The 19846-nt window shown below is 74.1% G+C and carries 18 protein-coding genes and 1 riboswitch; of the genes, 10 read left to right on the top strand and 8 right to left on the bottom strand.

What is annotated here, in order from left to right:
- Position 1: 1 nt before the first annotated feature.
- The 3 genes from AB0L25_RS35420 to AB0L25_RS35410 form a co-directional block, all read right to left on the bottom strand.
- Complete coding sequence (locus tag AB0L25_RS35420) at positions 2 to 2500, bottom strand: sugar phosphate nucleotidyltransferase (RefSeq protein WP_500177297.1); 2499 nt, start codon at positions 2498 to 2500, stop codon at positions 2 to 4.
- On the bottom strand, positions 2497 to 3234 hold the full coding sequence (clsA, locus tag AB0L25_RS35415; RefSeq protein WP_500177295.1) for a cardiolipin synthase ClsA: 738 nt from the start codon (positions 3232 to 3234) through the stop codon (positions 2497 to 2499). The genes AB0L25_RS35420 and clsA overlap by 4 nt, the downstream gene beginning before the upstream one ends.
- Before the next feature lie 91 nt (positions 3235 to 3325).
- Entirely contained in the window at positions 3326 to 4603 is a 1278-nt protein-coding gene (locus tag AB0L25_RS35410) for a sensor histidine kinase (protein ID WP_500177293.1), read from the bottom strand.
- A gap of 273 nt (positions 4604 to 4876) precedes the next feature.
- On the opposite strand from AB0L25_RS35410, the gene gdhA reads away from it, so the two are divergent.
- The 3 genes from gdhA to AB0L25_RS35395 all read left to right on the top strand — a co-directional run bounded on the left by gdhA (position 4877) and on the right by AB0L25_RS35395 (position 9153).
- Positions 4877 to 6253, top strand: a complete 1377-nt coding sequence (gdhA, locus tag AB0L25_RS35405) for an NADP-specific glutamate dehydrogenase (RefSeq protein ID WP_500177292.1) — start codon at positions 4877 to 4879, stop codon at positions 6251 to 6253.
- Between the two features lie 173 nt (positions 6254 to 6426).
- A riboswitch (TPP riboswitch) is annotated at positions 6427 to 6541 on the top strand.
- Positions 6533 to 8281, top strand: a complete 1749-nt coding sequence (thiC, locus tag AB0L25_RS35400) for a phosphomethylpyrimidine synthase ThiC (RefSeq protein WP_500177291.1) — start codon at positions 6533 to 6535, stop codon at positions 8279 to 8281. Its footprint overlaps the riboswitch before it by 9 nt.
- A 236-nt stretch (positions 8282 to 8517) precedes the next feature.
- The gene (locus tag AB0L25_RS35395) at positions 8518 to 9153 is read left to right on the top strand and encodes a TetR/AcrR family transcriptional regulator (protein WP_500177289.1); all 636 of its coding nucleotides are present in this window, start codon (positions 8518 to 8520) and stop codon (positions 9151 to 9153) included.
- Here the strand turns inward: AB0L25_RS35395 and AB0L25_RS35390 are convergent, their stop codons facing one another.
- The 3 genes from AB0L25_RS35390 to AB0L25_RS35380 all read right to left on the bottom strand — a co-directional run bounded on the left by AB0L25_RS35390 (position 9154) and on the right by AB0L25_RS35380 (position 11482).
- Entirely contained in the window at positions 9154 to 9996 is an 843-nt protein-coding gene (locus AB0L25_RS35390) for a metallophosphoesterase family protein (protein ID WP_500177288.1), read from the bottom strand.
- A 19-nt stretch (positions 9997 to 10015) separates the two neighbouring features.
- Entirely contained in the window at positions 10016 to 10519 is a 504-nt protein-coding gene (locus tag AB0L25_RS35385; protein WP_500177286.1) for an anthrone oxygenase family protein, read from the bottom strand.
- Positions 10520 to 10609: 90 nt separating this feature from the next.
- A complete protein-coding gene (locus AB0L25_RS35380) occupies positions 10610 to 11482 on the bottom strand; it encodes an NAD(P)H-binding protein (RefSeq protein WP_500177284.1) in 873 nt (290 codons plus the stop codon).
- An 81-nt stretch (positions 11483 to 11563) separates the two neighbouring features.
- Here AB0L25_RS35380 and AB0L25_RS35375 point away from each other — a divergent pair, with 81 nt between their 5' ends.
- Positions 11564 to 12514 (top strand): AraC family transcriptional regulator, encoded by a 951-nt coding sequence (locus AB0L25_RS35375; protein WP_500177283.1) that lies wholly within the window; start codon positions 11564 to 11566, stop codon positions 12512 to 12514.
- A 100-nt stretch (positions 12515 to 12614) separates the two neighbouring features.
- Here the strand turns inward: AB0L25_RS35375 and AB0L25_RS35370 are convergent, their stop codons facing one another.
- Positions 12615 to 13745 carry a carbohydrate kinase family protein gene (locus tag AB0L25_RS35370; RefSeq protein ID WP_500177281.1) on the bottom strand — a complete coding sequence of 377 codons (1131 nt, stop codon included), beginning with the start codon at positions 13743 to 13745 and terminating at the stop codon, positions 12615 to 12617.
- 144 nt (positions 13746 to 13889) lie between these two features.
- Positions 13890 to 15221, bottom strand: a complete 1332-nt coding sequence (locus tag AB0L25_RS35365; RefSeq protein WP_500177279.1) for a hypothetical protein — start codon at positions 15219 to 15221, stop codon at positions 13890 to 13892.
- 184 nt (positions 15222 to 15405) lie between these two features.
- Here AB0L25_RS35365 and AB0L25_RS35360 point away from each other — a divergent pair, with 184 nt between their 5' ends.
- The 6 genes from AB0L25_RS35360 (at position 15406) to AB0L25_RS35335 (ending at position 19739) form a co-directional block, all read left to right on the top strand.
- Positions 15406 to 16137, top strand: a complete 732-nt coding sequence (locus AB0L25_RS35360; protein WP_500177278.1) for a GntR family transcriptional regulator — start codon at positions 15406 to 15408, stop codon at positions 16135 to 16137.
- Between the two features lie 172 nt (positions 16138 to 16309).
- The gene (gene ulaA, locus AB0L25_RS35355; protein ID WP_500177277.1) at positions 16310 to 17767 is read left to right on the top strand and encodes a PTS ascorbate transporter subunit IIC; all 1458 of its coding nucleotides are present in this window, start codon (positions 16310 to 16312) and stop codon (positions 17765 to 17767) included.
- Between the two features lie 61 nt (positions 17768 to 17828).
- Positions 17829 to 18131 (top strand): PTS sugar transporter subunit IIB, encoded by a 303-nt coding sequence (locus AB0L25_RS35350; RefSeq protein ID WP_500177275.1) that lies wholly within the window; start codon positions 17829 to 17831, stop codon positions 18129 to 18131.
- Complete coding sequence (locus tag AB0L25_RS35345; protein WP_500177273.1) at positions 18128 to 18577, top strand: PTS sugar transporter subunit IIA; 450 nt, start codon at positions 18128 to 18130, stop codon at positions 18575 to 18577. Before AB0L25_RS35350 ends, AB0L25_RS35345 begins: the two co-directional genes overlap by 4 nt.
- Entirely contained in the window at positions 18570 to 19346 is a 777-nt protein-coding gene (locus tag AB0L25_RS35340) for a sugar isomerase domain-containing protein (protein WP_500177272.1), read from the top strand. The genes AB0L25_RS35345 and AB0L25_RS35340 overlap by 8 nt, the downstream gene beginning before the upstream one ends.
- Positions 19347 to 19481: 135 nt before the next feature.
- Positions 19482 to 19739: an EF-hand domain-containing protein gene (locus tag AB0L25_RS35335; RefSeq protein WP_500177270.1), complete on the top strand. Its 258-nt coding sequence runs from the start codon at positions 19482 to 19484 to the stop codon at positions 19737 to 19739.
- Positions 19740 to 19846: the final 107 nt, after the last annotated feature.

Here is a 19846-nt window from a genome sequence, read left to right as displayed (position 1 = left end):
GTCAGGACCCGGCGCGCTCCACGACGACCGCCCACTCCTCGAGCAGGGCCTGCGCGGCGTCCGCGTCGGGCCCCTCCGCCCACAGGTGCGTGACGGGCTCGGACGGGTCGGGCAGGACGAGCGCCCAGCGGCCGTCGTCCTCGACGACGCGGACGCCGTCGGTGGTGTCGACCGTCCGGTCGCCCGCGGCCTCCACGATGTGCCGCATGACGCTGCCCTTCGCGGCCCACGGCGTCGGGACGGAGCGGCGCAGCAGGTGCGCGTCGGGGATGCGGCGGTCGATCTGCGAGAGCGTCAGCCGGGTGCGGGCGACGAGCCCGACGAGCCGTACGAATGCCGCGATCCCGTCCACGGTGCCGCTGAACTCCGGCATGAGGAACCCGCCGCGGCCGTCCCCCGCGAAGATCACTCCGGGCCGGGCGGCGGCCTTGGTGAGGACGTCCTGCGACGTGGAGGTCCACTCGACCTGGACGCCGTGGAACCGGCACACCTGCTCGGCGACGCGGGTGGTGGTGACGGGCAGCGCGACCCGGCCGCCGCGCCGCTCGGCGGCCACCAGGTCGAGCATGACCAGCAGCGCGCGGTCGTCCCCGACCAGCTCCCCGTTCTCGTCCACCAGGGAGATCCGCTCCCCCACCGGGTCGAACCGGACGCCGAACGCGGCCCGCGACGACGACACCAGCTCGCCGAGCCGCTCCAGGTCGCGCATCCGCTCGGCGAGGGTCTCGGTGGGGTTGGCCTCGTCCAGGCCGTGGTTGCGGGTGAGGACCTCCACCCCGATCTGCCCCAGCAGGGCGGGCAGGACGAGCGAGGACACCCCGCCCGCGCAGTCCAGCACGATCTTCAGCCCGGCCTCGCGGACGCCGCTGATGTCGACGCCGCGCAGCAGCTCGCGGGTGTAGGTCTCCACGACCCGCGGCGGGTAGGTCAGCTCGGCGATCTCGCCGGGGAACGCGCGGCGGTACTCCTGGCGGCCGAACACCCGCTCGAGCTTGCGCTGCGCGGCCTGCGACAGGTCGGCGCCGCCGGGGTCCAGGAAGAGGATGTCGACGCCCTGCGGGTCGCCGAGCGTGGTGCGGATGTAGATCCCGCCCGCCGACTCGGCGCGGCCGGTCTCGAACCGGGCGACGGTCAGCGGCGCGGCCTCCAGGTCGCGCACGTTGATGGCGCTGGACGTCAGCGCGCTGATCACCGCGCGCTTGAGCGTGCGGGCGGCCCGCGACACGTCCCGTCCGGTGACGACCGTGGCGCCCTTCTTCAGCGTGGTCGCGTAGGCGCTGGCGAGCCGCACCGCCAGCTCCGGGGTGATCTCCACGTTGATCAGGCCGGACACGCCGCGCGGCCCGAACAGGTTGCGCTGCCCCCGCGACTCCCAGATGACGCTGGTGTTGACGACGGCGCCGGCCTCGATCGTCTTGAACGGGTAGACCTTCACGCCGCTGGACACGTACGCCTCGGCCTCGATGACGCACTCGTCGCCGACGACCGCGCCCTCCTCGACCCGCGCGCCCGTCATGATGTCGGTGTTCTTGCCGATCACGCACCCGCGCAGGTTCGTGGAGGGCGCGACGAACACGTTGTCGTGGACGACGGCGCGGTGCAGGAACGCGCCCTCCTTCACGACCACGTTGCTGCCGAGCACCGTGTACTCGCGCAGTTCGACGCCCGCCTCGACCTTCGCGTAGTCGCCGATGTAGAGCGGGCCCTTCAGGACGGCCTCGGCGTCGACCTCGGCGCCCTCGGCGACCCACACGCCGGGCGACATCTCGAACCCGCCGAGGTCGATCCCGACCTGCCCCGACAGCATGTCGGCCTGCGCCTTCAGGTAGCTCTCGTGGGTGCCGACGTCCTCCCAGTAGCAGTCGGCGACGTACCCGAACAGCGGCGCGCCCTCGGCGAGGAGCTTGGGGAACACGTCGCCGGACCAGTCGACCGACTCCCCCGGCGCGACGTGCTCGAGGACCTCCGGCTCCATGACGTAGATGCCGGTGTTGACGGTGTCGGAGAACACCTGCCCCCACGTCGGCTTCTCCAGGAACCGCTGCACGCGGCCCTCGTCGTCCACGATGATGATCCCGAACTCCAGGGGGTTCGGGACCCGCTTGAGCCCGATGGTGACCAGCGCGCCGTTCTCCTCGTGGAAGCGCACCATGTCGGTCAGGTCGATGTCGGTGAGCGCGTCGCCGGAGATGACCAGGAACCGGTCGTCGCGCAGGGCCTCCTCGGCGTTCTTGACGCTGCCGGCGGTGCCGAGCGGGATCTCCTCGGTGGCGTAGCTCAGCGACATGCCGAGCTCCTCGCCGTCCCCGAAGTAGTTGCGGATGAGCGCGGCCAGGAACTGGACGGTGACGACGGTCTCGGTGAACCCGTGCCGCTTCAGCAGGCGCAGCACGTGCTCCATGATGGGCCGGTTGACGAGCGGGAGCAGGGGCTTGGGCTGGTTGGCGGTCATCGGACGCAGCCGCGTCCCCTCGCCTCCCGCCATCACGACGGCCTTCATCGGGGGGTCTCAGCTCCCTTCTGGTCGCCGGCCGGGGGGTCCGCGGCGGGGGCGCGCGAGGGATCGGACGAGGGGTCGCCCGGCGGACCGGGCGCGTCGCCGGCCGGCGGCCCCGGCGGCGAGCCGCGGCCGGCCGACATGAGTCGCCGCGTCTGCGCCCAGTACAGGACGGCCGCCCACCAGTACAGGGCCGTCCCCCAGATCGCGAAGGACCATCCGATGATCTTCGCCGCGGTCGCCGCGCCGCCGTCGTGGTCGCCCAGCAGCAGCAGCGGGAACGCGTACAGCAGGCAGAACGTCGCCGTCTTGCCGATGAAGTGGACGGGGAGCGTGCCGTTGTAGCCGAGCCGCCGGACGAGCGGCGCGATCGGGACGATCGCGAGTTCGCGCGCGACCAGCAGCGCGACCAGCCAGAGCGGGATGATCTCGCGGATGGTGAGCCCGACGAGGGTGGCGAGGATGTAGAGCCGGTCGGCGGCGGGGTCCAGGACCATGCCGAGCCTGCTCGTCTGGTTGAGCGCCCGCGCGAGCTTGCCGTCCAGCCAGTCCGACAGCCCGGCCGCCACCAGCAGGCCGAGCGCCCACCAGTCGGCCTCGATCAGGACCAGCCACAGGAACAGCGGGACGCCCACGAGCCGCGCCATGCTGAGGACGTTGGGCACCGTGAGGACCCGTTCGGCCGCCTCGGACGTCGTCCCCGTCTCCGTGCTCACCGGCGCGCTCGCCTCCCCCATGCCCTTGATGTTGACCTTACAGGTCAACCTTGGAAAGACCCCGACGCGGATCATGTGAGCGCGGTTACGTCGCGCGGAGCGTCCGCCGAGGTCAGGAAGGGGCGTCGGCCGAGGCGTCGGCGGAGGGGACCGGGCGGCCCGCGGGGAGGACCGCGGTGACCGCGAACCCGCCGCCGGGAGCGGGACCGGCGTCGAGCGTCCCGCCGACGCTGCGGGCCCGCTCGATCATCCCGAGCACGCCGAACCCGGAGGAACCGCCCTCGCCGTCGCCGGGGGCGTTCCCGGACGGGCCCGCGCTGAGGCCGCGCCCGTCGTCGGCGACCCGCACGACGAGGGCGCCGTCGGCGCGGGTGAGGCTCACGTCGGCCGACGCCGCGCCCGCGTGCTTGACGACGTTGGTGAGCGCCTCCTGGACGATCCGGTAGGCCGCGACGCCCACGTCGGACGGCGGGCGCTCCCCGCCGGGCCCGGCCGACTCGTCCACGAACGTCACCCTGATCCCGCCGCCGCGGGCGGCCGCCACCAGCTCGCCGATCCCGTCCAGCCCGGGCGGCCGCCCGGAGACGGGCGCGTCCGTCCCGCGGAGGACCTGCAGGGTGCCGCGCAGCTCGACGCGGGCGTCCCGGCACGTCGCGGCGATGGACGCGAGCGCGTCGGCCAGCTCGGTGCGGTCCAGCGGCCGGTCCCCGCGCACGAGGTGGGCGGCGGCGCCGGCCTGCACCCCGATCACGGTGATGCTGTGCGCGAGGAGGTCGTGCAGGTCGCGGGCGATGCGCAGCCGCTCCTCGGCGACGCGGCGCCGGGCCTCCTCCTCGCGGGTCCGCTCGGCCCGCTCGGCGCGCTCGGTGATCGCCGCGAGCCTGGTCCGGTGCGACCGCCAGACCTGCACCGCGATCACCACCGCGACGACGGCCTCGATCACCGCGATCTGCTCGCGGACGCCGCTCCCGCCGGCCCGCATCGCCATCCCGACGACGCAGACCGTCAGCAGGGACGCCACCACGCCCAGCACCACCCGCACGCGCCGCCCGTACACGGCGTAGGCGAACAGCGCGACGACCTCGGCCGGGACGAGCGCGTGGTGCTGGTACTGCAGCAGGTGGTACGGCACCGCCAGGACGACCAGGGCCGCGAGCCCGGGCGCCGGACGGCGCCGGATGACGGCCAGCGGGAGGTGCGCGGCGGCGAGCAGCACGGCTCCGGGCGCGTCGAGGGGCCGCACGCCCGGCCACGCCAGGGCCGCGGCGACGGCCGCCGCCGCCAGCAGCAGCGCGAGGACCGCGTCGCGCGCGGCGATCCCGCCGCCGGCGTCGGTCCCGCCGCCCGCGAGGCGCTTCGGAAGTCCGCCGAGCCGGGAGAGGGTCACCACGCGACCATCTTCCCCGACCGCCGGCGGGGCGCGCATCCGGCCCGCTCCGGACGCGGGACGCCGGGTTTGAGCGGCGGATCGGCGTGGAATGTCCCTGACGGCGCAGATGTTGGCAAACGAGACAGCGTAGCAGCGTCCTGCGTACGGCGATCACGTTTTAGAGTGAGAAGGCCGCTTGAGGCCGTGGCGTCCCGGCAATGGGGCCGCGGGAGGTGAACGTCTCGGTCGCCGGCGTCACCCGCACGATCATCGTTCGCCGAAAGGAACCACCACATGCCCCTGTCCCCCCGTCTGCCCGGCTCGCCCGACGTCCTGGCCGCGCTCGAGGAGACCTACGACGGCGTGCTGCGGCGCGACCCCGGCGAGCCGGAGTTCCACCAGGCCGTCCACGAGGTGCTCGAGTCGCTGCCCGCCGCGCTGTCCGCGCGGCCCCGGCTGGCCGCGAGCAGGCTGATCGAGCGGCTGATCGAGCCCGAGCGGCAGATCATGTTCCGCGTGCCGTGGCAGGACGACGCCGGCCGGGTGCACGTCAACCGCGGGTTCCGCGTCGAGTTCAACGGCGCGCTCGGCCCGTACAAGGGCGGCCTGCGGTTCCACCCCACGGTGAACCTGGGCATCGTGAAGTTCCTCGGCTTCGAGCAGATCTTCAAGAACGCGCTCACCGGGCTCGGCATCGGCGGCGGCAAGGGCGGCAGCGACTTCGACCCGCACGGGCGGTCCGACGACGAGATCATGCGGTTCTGCCAGTCGTTCATGACCGAGCTGTACCGGCACGTGGGCGAGCACACCGACGTCCCGGCGGGCGACATCGGCGTCGGCGGCCGCGAGATCGGCTACCTGTTCGGCCAGTACCGGCGCGTCACCAACCGCTGGGAGGCCGGCGTCCTCACCGGCAAGGGGCAGGGCTGGGGCGGCTCCGCGGGCCGCACCGAGGCGACCGGGTACGGCAGCGTGCTGTTCACCGCCGAGATGCTGAAGCGGCGCGGCGAGGACCTCGACGGGCAGCAGGTCGTGGTGTCCGGCTCCGGCAACGTCGCGATCTACTCGATCGAGAAGGCGCAGGCGCTCGGCGCGAACGTCATCACCGTGTCCGACTCGGGCGGCTACGTCGTCGACGAGAAGGGCATCGACCTCGACCTGCTCAAGCACGTCAAGGAGGTCGACCGGGGCCGCGTCTCCGACTACGCCGAACTGCGCGGCGCCTCGGCCCGGTTCGTCCCGGCGGGGCGGGTCTGGGAGGTCCCGGCCGACATCGCGCTGCCGTCGGCGACCCAGAACGAGCTGGACGCCGAGTCCGCCCGGATCCTCGTCCGCAACGGGGTCAAGGCGGTGGCGGAGGGCGCGAACATGCCGACGACGCCCGAGGCCGTCCACATCCTGCAGGACGCCGGCGTGGCGTTCGGGCCCGGGAAGGCGGCGAACGCGGGCGGCGTGGCGGTCAGCGCGCTGGAGATGCGGCAGAACGCGGGCCGCGAGTCCTGGACGTTCGAGCAGGTCGAGAACGAGCTGGCGCGGATCATGCGCGACATCCACGACACCTGCTTCGAGACCGCCGAGCGGTACGGCGCGCCCGGCGACTACGTCGTCGGCGCCAACATCGCCGGCTTCGAGCGGGTCGCCGACGCGATGCTCGCCCAGGGCCTGATCTGACCCGCCCCGCGTGACGGCGGGAGGAGCGCCGGCGGCGGTGTAGGACGCCGGCGGCCCCGGGCCGTCACCGATCCCGGACGCGCGTGCCGTCCCCGTCGATCGGGGACGGCACGCGCGCGTCTACCCCACTCACCCCGGTTGCGGCAACCGGGGCGGTGGGGGTTACCGTCGATCACGACCGACGCGGGGGCCCGGCGAACCGGGCTGAGATAGCGGCTGGCACGGCCGCTGACCGCATGAACCTGACCGGGTAATGCCGGCGTAGGGAGAGATCGAGTCGTGAACGAATCCGTGGTTCCAGCCGCCCGGAAGACGTACCTGCAGGGCTCCCGGCCCGACGTGCGGGTGCCGATGCGGGAGGTGCCGCTCACCAACGGCGACGCCGTCGTCCTGTACGACACGTCGGGACCGTACACCGACCCCGCCTTCGAGACCGACGTCCGCCGGGGCCTGCCGGCCCTCCGGGACGCGTGGATCGCCGAGCGCGGCGACACCGCCGCCTACGACGGGCGCGCCGCGCGCCCCGAGGACGACGGGCGCCGGTCCGGCGATCCGCTGCGGGAGGGCGCGGCGTTCCCCGTGCGGCGGCCGCGCCGGGCGTCCGGCGGGGCCGTCACCCAGCGCGCCTACGCGCGGCGCGGGGAGATCACCCCCGAGATGGAGTTCGTCGCGCTGCGCGAGGGCGTCGCGCCGGAGTTCGTCCGGGACGAGCTGGCGGCGGGCCGCGCGGTGCTGCCGGCGAACGTCAACCATCCCGAGATCGAGCCGATGATCATCGGCCGGAACTTCCTGGTGAAGGTGAACGCCAACATCGGGAACTCGGCGGTGGCGTCCTCGATCGAGGACGAGGTGGAGAAGATGACGTGGGCGACCCGCTGGGGCGCCGACACGATCATGGACCTGTCGACGGGCCGCGACATCCACACCACCCGCGAGTGGATCCTGCGGAACTCGCCCGTCCCGGTGGGGACCGTCCCGCTGTACCAGGCGGTGGAGAAGGTCGGCGGCGACCCGGCCGAGCTGACCTGGGAGGTCTTCCGCGACACCGTGATCGAGCAGGCCGAGCAGGGCGTCGACTACATGACCGTCCACGCGGGCGTGCTGCTGCGGTACGTCCCGCTGACGGCGCGCCGCAAGACCGGCATCGTGTCGCGCGGCGGGTCGATCATGGCGGCGTGGTGCCTGGCGCACCACGAGGAGAACTTCCTGTACACGCACTTCCGGGAGCTGTGCGAGATCTTCGCGGCCTACGACGTCACGTGGTCGCTCGGGGACGGGCTGCGGCCCGGCTCGATCGCCGACGCCAACGACGAGGCGCAGTTCGCGGAGCTGCGCACCCAGGGCGAGCTGACGCGCATCGCGGCCGAGTACGACAACCAGGTCATGAACGAGGGCCCGGGGCACGTCCCGATGCACAAGATCAAGGAGAACGTCGACCTGCAGCAGGAGTGGTGCGACGGCGCCCCGTTCTACACGCTCGGGCCGCTGACCACCGACATCGCGCCCGGCTACGACCACATCACCTCGGCGATCGGCGCCGCGATGATCGGCTGGCACGGCACCGCGATGCTCTGCTACGTCACGCCGAAGGAGCATCTCGGGCTGCCCGACCGCGACGACGTCAAGGCGGGCGTCATCGCCTACAAGATCGCCGCGCACGCCGCGGACGTCGCCAAGGGCCACCCGGGCGCGCAGGCGTGGGACGACGCGCTGTCGGACGCCCGGTTCGACTTCCGCTGGGAGGACCAGTTCAACCTGTCGCTGGACCCCGACACCGCGCGGGCCTTCCACGACGCGACGCTGCCGGCGGCCCCGGCGAAGACCGCGCACTTCTGCTCGATGTGCGGCCCGCACTTCTGCTCGATGAAGATCACCCGGGACGTCCGCCGGTACGCCGACGAGCGCGGCCTGGACGGCGACGAGGCGATCGCCGCCGGGATGCGGGAGAAGGCGGGCGAGTTCAAGGCGGCCGGGGGACGCGTGTACCTCCCGGTCACGAGCGGCGGGCAGGCGCCGAACGGCTCCTGACCTGGTCCGCGGGCCGGGTCCGGCGCGGGGCGTCCACGCTCCCGCCGGGCCCGGCCCGCGGCCGTCCGCGGGGCGGTTTCCGGGGCCGGGGCGGGCCGCCGGCCGGGGCCGTCGACGTGCACGTTGAGCTGGGCGGACGCATGGTCCCGGCGGGGCGCGGATAGTATCGAAGGACCGTTCCAAACTGTGGGAACGGCCGCACACCGAACCCATGCCGAAAGGACAGCGGACCCAAGGTGACCAGCGACGGCGCGTCCCGGCCCCGCCCCCGCGCGGAGCGGTCCGACGTGCGCCGCAACCGCGCGCGGCTGCTCGCCGCGGCGCGCGAGGTGTTCCAGCGGGAGGGCGCGGGCGCCTCGCTGGAGGCCGTCGCGCGGCGCGCGGAGGTCGGCATCGGGACCCTGTACCGGCACTTCCCCACCCGCCAGGACCTGCTCGAGGCGCTCCTCGCGGGCGCCTACGACGACCTCGCCGCGCGCGCCCGCGAGCTGGCGGACTCGCCCGCCCCCGGCGACGCCCTGCTCGCCTGGCTGCGCGCGTTCATCGCGCGGGTCACGACGTTCCGCGGGCTGGCCGCGTCGGCCGTGGTGTCGCTGCGGGACGAGCGGACGGCGCTGCTCGACTCCTCGCGGGCGATGCGCGCCGCGGGCCAGCGGCTGTTCGTCCGCGCGCAGCAGGCGGGCGACGTCGCCCCCGGGGCCGACTTCGCCGACGTGCTGCGGCTGGCGGGCGCCATCGCGACGGTCACCGAGCAGGAGCCCGCGGCGGCCGACCGGCTGCTGGCGCTCGCCGCCTGGGGCGTCGCGCCCCGCGCGGACGGCCTGGACGGCAAGGACGGCCCGGACGGCGCGGCGGGCGCGGACCGCGGCTAGCTAGCCGGCGCCCTCCGCGGGCGGGGGCAGGACGCGGCGCGGGCCGGGCGGCGCGCCCCGGTGCCGCCGCCACTCGCGCGGGTAACCGACCGACACCTCGACGTGCGGGACGCCGTCCGCCCAGATCGTCCGGGGAATGTGCAGGTGGCCGTACACCACCGACACCGCGCCGAACCGGACGTGCCAGTCGGCGGTGCGCTCGCTGCCGCACCACTGGGCGAACTCGGGGTACCAGAGCACGCGGGTGGGCTCGCGGATCAGCGGCCAGTGGTTGACGAGCACGGTCCGGGTGCCGGGCTCCAGCTCCGCCATCCTCCGCTCGGTGTAGGCGATGCGGGCGTCGCACCAGGCGTCCCGGGTGGGGTGCGGGTCGGGGTGGAGGTAGACCTCGTCGGTGCACACGACGCCCGCCTCGTGCGCGATCTCCAGGGCCTCCTCCTTGGTGGCGGCCCCGTCCGGCCGGAACGTGTAGTCGTACAGGACGAACAGCGGCGCGATCGTCACCGGGCCGCCGTCGCCCGTCCACACGGGGTAGGGGTCCTCGGGGGTGGCGACGCCGTGGGCGCGGCACATGTCCACCAGGCGGCGGTAGCGGGCCTCGCCGCGCAGCGCCACGGGGTCGTCCTTGATCGTCCAGAGTTCGTGGTTGCCGGGCGTCCAGATCACCTTCGCGAAACGCCCGGCCAGGGTGCGCAGCGTCCACTCGACGTCGTCGAAGCGCTCGGCGACGTCCCCGGCCACGATCAGCCAGTCGCCGCCGGACGCGGGGCGCAGCCCCTCCACGAACGCGCGGTTGTCGGGGAATCCCACGTGCAGGTCGCTGATGGCGTAGAGACCGCTCATGCCGTGATCGTAGGCGGCGTCAGGCGTCCCGGCCCCACAGGTACGCCCCGGCGGCCATCGCGAGCACGCTCGCCCAGCCGGCGACCGCCCGGACGGAGTTCCAGGTCGTCCAGCGGCCGGAGTAGTCGGCCCACACACGCGCGGCCTCGCCGGGGTCCGCCGGGATCTCGGTCTTGTCCAGGGTCTCGTTCAGCGGGATGTTGACGGCGAAGCTCGGGAACAGCGCGCCGAGGACGTACACCCCGGCGGCGACGAAGAACAGGATCGCCGCGGCCTTCTGGTCGAGCGTCAGCAGCAGGACCGCGGTCACGACGGCGATGACCGGCGTCAGCACGAACATCGCGATGAACAGCGGGTTCTGGATCTTCTGGTTGATGCCCTGCATGGCGTCGATCGCCGCGGACGGCCGGGCCGCGTTCAGCCCCGGCATGACGCCGGTGGAGAACCCGAAGAAGGCTCCGGCCATGCCCGCGGCCCCCACGAAGGACACGGCGGCACAGACGATGGTGAACAGGTTTTTCACGGTCGATCTCCGATCGGTCGGGACGTTCATGATCATTTCAGGCGGGTTCGGGCGGCCCGGCCCCGGACGGCCGGGGCCGGGCCGCAGTGGTCACGCGTTCCAGATGCCGCTGGCCGCGGTCTCGCGGGCGTAGTCGGCGAAGTCGCGGGCCTCCCGGCCGAGCGCGCGCCGCACGCCGTCGCCGGGCTCGCTGTTGCGGCCGTCCAGGATCGTGCCGAACAGGTACGTCAGCAGATCGGCGACCTCGCCGGGCACGCCGTGCTCCCGCACCGCGGCGGCGTAGTCCGCCACGCCGACCCGCACGTAGGCGATGTCGCGCCCGGCGGCGCGGCCGATCTCGGCGACCGCCTCGGGGAAGGACAGCGCGCGCCGCCCGGTCACCTCGTACACCCGCCCCGCGTGCCCGTCCGCCGTGAGCGCCGCGACCGCGACGTCGGCGATGTCGTCGGCGTCCGCGAACGGCTCTAGCACGTCGCCCGCCGGGAGGACGACCTCGCCGGCGCGGATCGGGTCGAGGAGGTAGTCCTCGCTGAAGTTCTGCGCGAACCAGCTCGCGCGGACGACCGTCCACTCCAGCCCCGAGCCGCGGACGATCTCCTCGCAGGCGACGGCCTCCTCCTCGCCGCGTCCCGACAGCAGGACCACCCGCCGCACGCCCGCGTCCCGCGCCGCGGCCGTGAACGCCCGGATGACGTCCGGCGCGCCGGGGACGGCCAGGTCGGGGGCGTACGCGAGGTAGACGGCGTCGACGTCCCGCAGGACCCGCGGCCAGCCGGCCTCGTCCGTCCAGTCGAAGGCCGGGTCCGCGGAGCGGGAGCCCATCCGCACGGGCGCGTCCATGGCCTCGAGCCGCTCCACGACGCGCCGGCCGGTCTTGCCGGTGCCGCCCAGGACGAGCGTGAGACCCGTGTCGATCTTCGTTCCGGCGGTCGCCGCGATGGTGTTCGTTTCGGTGTTCGTCATGTCCTCGAGTCAATCGGCGGACGGGTCCGGCCACCATCGTCGAGAAGCTCGCCCGCATTCGCGAGCGTCTACGCTGGCGGGGTGGACGCGCTCACCGACCTCCTCGACGGCCCCCGGGCGCGCGGCGCGTTCCTGCTCCGCGCCATGCTGAGCCCGCCGTGGTCGGTGCGGATCCGCGACGAGGCCCCGCTGACCCTCGTCGCGATGATCAGGGATGACGCGTGGGTGCTGCCCGACGGGGGCGCGCCGCGGGCCGTCCGGGCCGGGGACGTCCTGCTCGTCAAGGGGCCGGAGCCGTACACGATGGCCGACGACCCGGCGACCGCGCCGCAGATCGTCATCCACCCCGGCCAGCGGTGCACCGCGCCCGACGGCACGAGCCTGTCGGACGCGATGGACCTCGGCGTGCGGGCCTGGGGGAACGACCCGGACGGGTCGGCGGTCATGCTGATCGGCACCTACCAGATGCGCGGGGCCGTGACCCGCCGGCTGCTGGCCGCGCTGCCGCAGCTCGCGATCGTCCGCGGCGACGCCTGGAACTCGCCGCTGGTCGGCCTGCTCGGCGACGAGATCGGCAAGGACGAGCCCGGCCAGGACGTCGTGCTCGACCGGCTGCTGGACCTGCTGCTCATCGCCGCGCTGCGCGCCTGGTTCGCGCGGGACGGCGCGGAGCGGCCCGGCTGGTACCGCGCGCACGGCGACCCGGTGGTGGGACCGGCGATGCGGCTGCTGCACGACGATCCGGCGCACCCCTGGACGGTCGCGGACCTCGCCGCCCGCGTCGGGGTGTCCCGCGCCGCGCTGGCCCAGCGGTTCGGGCGGCTGCTCGGGGAGCCGCCGATGTCCTACCTGACGGGCCTGCGCCTCGCGCAGGCCGCCGACCTGCTGCGGGAGAGCGACGCGACGCTCGAGACGGTGGCGCGGCGCGTCGGCTACGGCACCGCGTTCGCGCTCAGCACCGCGTTCAAGCGCGAGCACGGCGTCAGCCCGCAGGAGTACCGCGCGACCCGCCCGCCGGTCGCCTCCCCGTGACCCGCCCCCGCCCGTGACGTCCCGCCCGCCGCCGTCCGGTCCACCACCGGTCGGCGCGCCGTGGGCCGTTCACCGGCGGTCGGCGCGCTCCGGTCCGGCGCTACTGGTCGGTTCGGAGGGTGGGTTCGGCGCGGACGACCGTGTTCTCCGCCATCTCCGGGACGAACGGGATCACGAACGCGTAGTCGGCCAGGACCGACTCGGGCACCTCGCCCGATTCCCCGAACGCGGCGATCTCGCCCCAGCACGGCGAGCCGAGCGAACCGCTGCGGTGCCGGACCGACAGCCCCGCGCACAGGTTCGCGAACCGCAGCCGCTCGACGAGCGGCAGGCCCGCGAGCGTCCCGAACACGAACCCGGCCGCGAACACGTCGCCGGCGCCGGTGGCGTCCAGCGCCCGGACGGGCAGGGCGGGGGCCTCGGCTCGCTCCCCCGTGGTGCGGTCCAGCGCGATGGCGCCGTCCGCGCCGCACTTGACGACCACGACCGGCGCGCGTTCGGCGAGGGCCTCGGCGGCGGACGGCGGGTCGCCGGTGCGGGTGTAGGCCATCGCCTCGGCGGCGTTCGGCAGGAACACGTCGACGTGCGCGAGCCGGTCGAGGACCTCGGCGGACCAGGCGCCGGTGGGGTCCCAGCCGAGGTCGGCGAAGATCAGCGCGCCGCGCTCGCGGGCGCCCGCCGCCCACGCGGGGACGGGCCGGTCGACGTCGATGAAGCAGGCGCGGGCGTCCGGCGGGGCGCCGCCCGGCGGCTCCTCGGCCTGCGGCGGGACTGGGCGCGCGAACGTCACCATGCTGCGGTCGGAGTCGTAGGCCATCGACACCGTGACCGGCGTCGACCAGCCGGGGACGCGGCGGGACGCCCGCAGGTCGACGCCCTCCTGCTCGGCGAGCGTCCGCCACAGGTAGGCGCCGAACATGTCGTCGCCGAACGGCGCGGCGAGGCCGACGCGCAGGCCGAGCCGGCTCATCGCGACCGCGATGTTGGCGACGCCGCCCGGCGCCGAGCCGAGCCCGTCGGTGACGATCTCGGTGCCGGGCGGCGGCAGCCCGGGCAGCCCGGTGAAGATCATGTCCATGAAGACCCGGCCGGACAGGAACACGTCCAGGCCGGGGCCGGGCCCGCCGCCGTGCAGCCGCTCCCCCGCCGGTTCCCGCGCGTCGCACGGGTCGGCGAGGGACGGCTCGGGCGGCCGGCCCGGCGCGTCCGGCTCGATGGCCGGGCGGGTCACGAGGCCCCCCGGCGCGGGGCCGCGGCGCCGCGGCCGGGCGGTTCGCCGGTCCGCGGGGCCGCAGCGATGCATGCTCCCGCCGTCATGGGGCCCACGATATAGGCGATGCCCGGCCCGCGCGGACGTGTCGGCGGGGTCCCGGTCCTACCGGCGCGGGACGTACAGGCGGACGTCGTCCACCTTCGCGCCGCCCTCGTAGAAGTTCATGTGCGGATCACCGATCATGAACCGGTCGGGGTAGGCGGACCCGGCGGGCCAGGTGTCGCGGTCGACGAGCGTGCCGCCCGGGCCCTGCCAGGTCCAGTCGGCGTTGAACCGGCCGTCGTACTCCTCCGGCTTCTGGTTGTAGTGCCAGATGGGCTCCCCGTCCTCGACGAACGCGCGGGTGTAGCGGTAGGTGGCCTGGCCGACGTGGGCGAAGACGCCCGAGATCTCCATCGTGTACGCGCCGTCGCGCCGCTCGATCGCGAACCGGTACGGCTTGTCGGGCAGCAGCTCGGGCCGCATGTCGGCGGCCGAGACGATCGCGCCGCCCTTGGCGAACCCGCACTCGCTCTCCATCAGGTACTCGGTGCCGGGCATCGTGGCGTACCTGCGGTCGTCGGTCATGAACAGCGCGTTGACGCCGTTGCCGGTGCCGGCCTCGTACGGCTCGTACTCGCCGGTCGCGGGGTTGCAGTACCGCAGCCCCGCCTTGTCGTACTTGTACCGGTTGTAGCCGTCCATGGCGACCTTGCGGTGCGCGTGGATGAACACGTTGTTGTGCGGCGCGACCCGCTCGTAGTCCATGATCGACATGTAGTAGAAGCCGTTGGAGTCGGTGCGGACGTCCGCCCACTCGCACTCGGGCCGGGAGAAGTCCCCGCCGGACGCCCAGGGGAAGTTCGTCTTGCAGCCGTCGGGCGAGTAGCCGTTGATCCGGCCGTCCGGGTAGTCCCACACCCCGTTCCGCTCGCCGCCGAACTCCAGGCCGCGCAGCGTCATCTCCACCCGGTACTCGGCGGGCAGGTCGCGGGTGGAGCGGATCACGACGCCGGCCTGGTGGGCGGGCTCCTCCATCCGCGCGACGCCCTTCCCGGAGGTGAGCGTCGGCGGGGCGTCGGGACGGCCGTCGCCGTCGGCGTCGCGGGCCGCGAGCTCGGCCGTCAGCCAGCCCTTCTTGCCGAACGTGAACGACTGCCGGTACGTCTCCATCTTCGCGAGCTGCTCGCGGAACGCGGGGCCGCCGACGGTGTCGAAGTAGGCGCCGTCGTTGTCGTACATGTCGACGTTGTAGGGACTCGACGGGCCGTCGCCGTCCCGGAACCAGGGGTGCCGCCTGCTGTCGAGGTGCCGGTCGAACGACTCGGCGGCGACCAGCCGCCACCCGTCCCGGTCCCGGGGCGGCCCGCTCGCCTCGGCCGGGACGGCGCACAGCGTCGCCGCCAGGACCAGGGGCGACGCCACCGCCAGGGCGCCCCGCACGACTCTTCTCATCTCGCCGCCTTCCTCGCCGCGCGCCCCGCGCGCGGCCCTCCGCGGTCATTCCGACGATCGGGGCGACCGTAAACCGCGGGCGGGCTCGCCCGCCATGGCAAACATCGACAAAGTGGTATTGACCAATTCCGATGAGGCACATAACGTGAGGCCACACGACATGGCAGGGCAGGAGGTCGGACCGTTGCGTTCCGCCGGTGAGGCCCGTTCCGGGCACACGAAGCGGCAGGCCGTGCAGCGTCGGCTGCTGGAGATGCTGGACGGGCTCGACGTCGGCGACGCGCTCCCGTCCGAGCGTCGGCTGGCGACCGAGCTCGGCGTCTCCCGTCCGACGTTGCGGCAGGCCATCGACGGCCTGGTCGCCGAGGGGCGGCTGGACCGGCGGCACGGCAGCGGCACCTATGTCGCCGAGCCCCGGATCGCCGTGCCGCTGACCATGACCTCGTTCACCGAGGACATGATCCGGCGCGGGATGCGGCCCGGGGGCCGGGTGCTGTCGTTCCGCACGGAGACCGCGGGGGCGCGGATCGGCAGGCGCCTGGCCCTGTCACCGGCCGAAGAGGTATTTACCATTCGGCGGCTCCGGCTCGCGGACGGCGCCACGATGGCCATCGAGACGCTGTACATGCCGCGCGCCCTGCTGCCGGACCTGCGGCGCCAGGACCTCGAGGGCGGCTCGTTCTACGAGCTGCTGCGCGCCGACGGCGTCGAGATCGCCTCGGGCACCGAGACGATCGAGCCGACCGTCACCACCGAGGAGGAGTCCGCCGAGCTGGGCGTGCCGGTGCACATGCCGGCGTTCCTGTTCGAGCGGGTCACCCGCGACGCCGGGGGCAGGCCGCTGGAGTACGTCCGGTCGGTCTACCGCGGCGACCGCTACCGGCTGGAGCTCGACCTGCGGCCGCCCGCCCACTGACCGACCTCCGGTCCCGGCCCGCCGGGACCGGCCGACCCACCCGAACACCCACGAGATGCGACGCACCCACCACGACCGACCGGCGTCCCCCGGGCCCCGCCCGGGACCGGCCACCCGCGCTGACGGGGGCGACAGCGCACCACACACCCCCGAGAAGTGAGGCGATCTCACCATGGACGTCATCAAGGACATCCTCACGTTCCTGGCCGACAACGTGTTCGGCCAGGTGCCCATCCTCATCGGGCTCATCACGCTCGCCGGGCTGATCCTGCAGCGCAAACGTTTCGAGGACGTGTTCGCCGGCGCGCTGCGCGCGACGATCGGCGTGGTGATCCTCTTCATCGGCATCGAGATCTTCAGCGGCGGGCTCACCAGCTTCCAGACGGTGCTGGCGAGCGCGATGAACACCGATCCGCCGAAGGCGGAACGCACCCTGGACGGGTTCCTGCAGGACCAGGGCGGCACGATCGCCCTGGTGATCACGGTGGCGTTCCTGCTGCACGTCGTGATCGTCCGGATCTTCCCGGCGGCCCGGTACCTCTACCTGACCGGCCACCTGATGTTCTGGATCAGCACGGTCACCGTGGCGTCGCTGGTGACGGTCGCGCCCGGCTCGAACCAGCTCACGCTCGTGCTGTGCGGCGCCGGCTTCGTCGCCGCGTACTGGACGCTGCAGCCGCTGTGGATGCGCCCGCTGATGCGCCGCGTCATGCCGGACGACCGGTTCGGCTTCGCGCACACCAGCTCGCTCGCCGCGCTGATCACCGGCTACGCGGCGCGCCCGCTGGGCAGCCGGGAGAAGCACGACACCGAGAAGCTGAAGCTGCCGCGGCAGCTGTCGTTCTTCAAGGACGTCAACGTCAGCACCGCCCTGATCATCTGCGTGATCATGCTGATCGGGGTCGCGCTCGCCGACGACAAGGTCGTCAACGAGGCCGCCGCCGCCATGGACGCCAAGCTGTCGCCGTGGGTGTGGGCGCTGCTGGTCGGCCTGCGCTTCGCGGGCGGCATCGCGATCCTGCTGTTCGGCGTGCGGATGTTCCTCGGCGAGATCGTCCCGGCGTTCAAGGGCTTCAGCGACCGGGTCATCCCGGGCACCCGGCCCGCGCTGGACGCGCCGACCGTCTTCCCCGTCGCGCCGACCGCGGTCATGCTCGGTTTCGTGGCCTCCACCGTGGTGTTCCTGGCCTGCCTGGGCGTCTTCGCCGCGGCCGGCTGGTTCACGCTCGTCCCGCCCATGATCATGCTGTTCTTCGTGGGCGGCGCGGCCGGGCTGTTCGGCAACGTCGTGGCGGGCTGGCGCGGCGCCGTCCTCGGCGGCGTGGTCAGCGGCCTGATCCTGGCGGTCGGGCAGGCCGTCACGTGGGGACTGTTCGAGAAGACCGCGCCCGAGCTGGCCACCCTGGCCGACCCGGACTGGTACGCGATCGCGTGGCTGCTGAAGGCCGCCGACCCGGTGCTCGGCACCGGCACGGTGTGGCTGGTGCCCGTGGTGGCGCTCGCCGCGACCGTCGCGTCGCTGCTGCTCGTCCACCGCGGGGAGAAGCGCCGCGCGGTGGAGGACGGCGAGGCCGGCGGCGGGGACGGCCCGGAGAAGACCGGCGGCGCCGTGTCGACCGAGAAGGCCTGACGGCGCCCCGGCGCACCGAGAGGGCGCGACGACGCGCCCCTATGACGACAAGGAGATCGACATGGCACTGGACCGGCAACTGGAGATCCTCGCGGTGTGCGGGGTCGGGATGGGGTCCAGCCTGATGCTGAAGATGACCGCCGAGGACGCGCTGCGCTCGATCGGCGTGGACGCCCGGGTGGAGAACACCGACGTGTCCACCGCGCGCGGCATGAGCCCGGACGTGGTCATCGGGCAGGGCATGCACACCGAGGAGATCGCCGACCTCGCCCCCGTGGTGATCACGATCAGCGACTTCCTGGACAAGGACGGCCTCGCGGCGCAGCTGCGGGACCGGCTCGGCGAGCAGGGGTGGCTGGCGTGACCGTCCCCGCGCCCATCGTCGTCGCGGCCGACGGGGTCGCCGCCGCCGACTGGCGGGAGGCCGTCCGCGCGGCGGCGTCCGGGCTGGTCGAGGCGGGCGCCGCCGGCGCGGGCTACCCGGACGCGTGCGTGCGGGTCGTCGAGGACAACGGCCCGTACATCGTGCTGACGAAGGGCCTGGCGCTGGTGCACGCGCGCCCGGAGGAGGGCGGGCTGGCCGTCGGCGTCGGCGCGACCCGCCTCGCCGCGCCGGTCGAGTTCGGCCACCCCGACAACGACCCGGTGGACCTGCTGCTCGCGTTCTGCACGCCCGACCCCGACGTGCACGTCGGCACGCTGTCCGGGCTGGCGCGCGCGCTGTCGGGCGGCCTCGCCGACCGGCTCCGCGCCGCGTCCGGCCAGGACGAACTGGCGCGCACCCTGAAGGAGGCCGTTCCCGATGCCTGACCCGTCGACGCCCGCGTCCGCCCCGGCGAACCTCCCCGGGCTCCCCGCCCGGGTGCGGACGCTGCTCGACGAACTGGACGACGTCACCGGCCCGGCGATCGGGGAGGCCGCCGGGCTGCTGCTGGCGGCGATCGAGGCCGGCGGCATCGTGCACGTCGCCGGGGCGGGGCACTCCCTCGCGATGGTGTGCGAGACGTTCTACCGGGCGGGCGGCCTCGCCCCCGTCCGGCCGGTGTTCGACCCCGCGGTGTTCCCGCTCGACGACGCGCTGCGCAGCACCCGCGTCGAGCGGGAGCCCGGGGTGGGGCGGGCCGTGGTGCAGGAGGCGGCGCCCGCGCCGCCGGACGTCGCGGTGGTGTTCTCCACCAGCGGCCGCAACCCGTACCCGGTCGAGGTGGCGCGGGAGTGCGCGGCGCGGGACGTCCCGGTGATCGCGGTCACCTCGGCGCGGGCGTCGCGCGGCGCGGCGGCCCGGACGGACACGAGCCTCGCCGACCACGCGACGCTCGTCCTGGACACGCGGGTCCCGCCGGGCGACGTCCTGCACCCGGCGGGACGGCCGCGGACGGCGGCGGTGTCGACGGTGCTGGCCGCCTACACGTGGGCGCGCGTCCTGGCCGACCTGGACGATCTCGCGGCGGAGCGGGGCGTGGACCTGCCGCGCTGGACGAGCGCGAACGTGCCGGGCGGCGACGAGGTCAACGCCGCGCTGCTCGCCCGGTACCGGCACCGCGTCCCCGAGCTGACCGGCGGGTCCGCGGGGGATTGAGGCGGTCCGGAACGCACCGGACGGTCGTCCGCCACGGGGCGCCGGGGAACCGGTTCTTCGCCGGCGGCGTTTCTCATGGGGACCGGCTCGCACCTATGGCATGATGCGGGCACATCGGACCAGACGAGGAGCGAGATGACGACCAAGCCGACCGAGGACGATCTTCACGCCGTGTTCACGCGGGCGGACCTCGGCGGTGACGACAAGCTCGATCTGATGGAGTTCACGCTCGTCCTGGAGCACCTCGGGCTCGCCTGGACGCGGGCCGAGACGCAGCACCGGTTCGAGCAGGCCGACACGAACTTCGACGGCTTCATCTCCTACTCCGAGCTTCGCGCCGTCCTGGACTCGGAGGGCTGGGCGGGGGGCGTCGCCCCCGGCGCCCGGGCCTGACCGCAGACGACACGGGAGCGGGGGGGGCGGGCGGGGGGGGGGGGGCGGGGCCGGGTTGGGGGGGGGCGCGCGGGCCGGGGGGGGCCCCCCGCCCGCGCCCCGGCGCG

Source organism: Spirillospora sp. NPDC052242 (assembly GCF_040679555.1).
Lineage (GTDB): Bacteria > Actinomycetota > Actinomycetes > Streptosporangiales > Streptosporangiaceae > Spirillospora.
The sequence above is the reverse complement of the archived record's forward strand: the minus strand, read 5'-3'. Positions and strand labels throughout refer to the sequence as shown.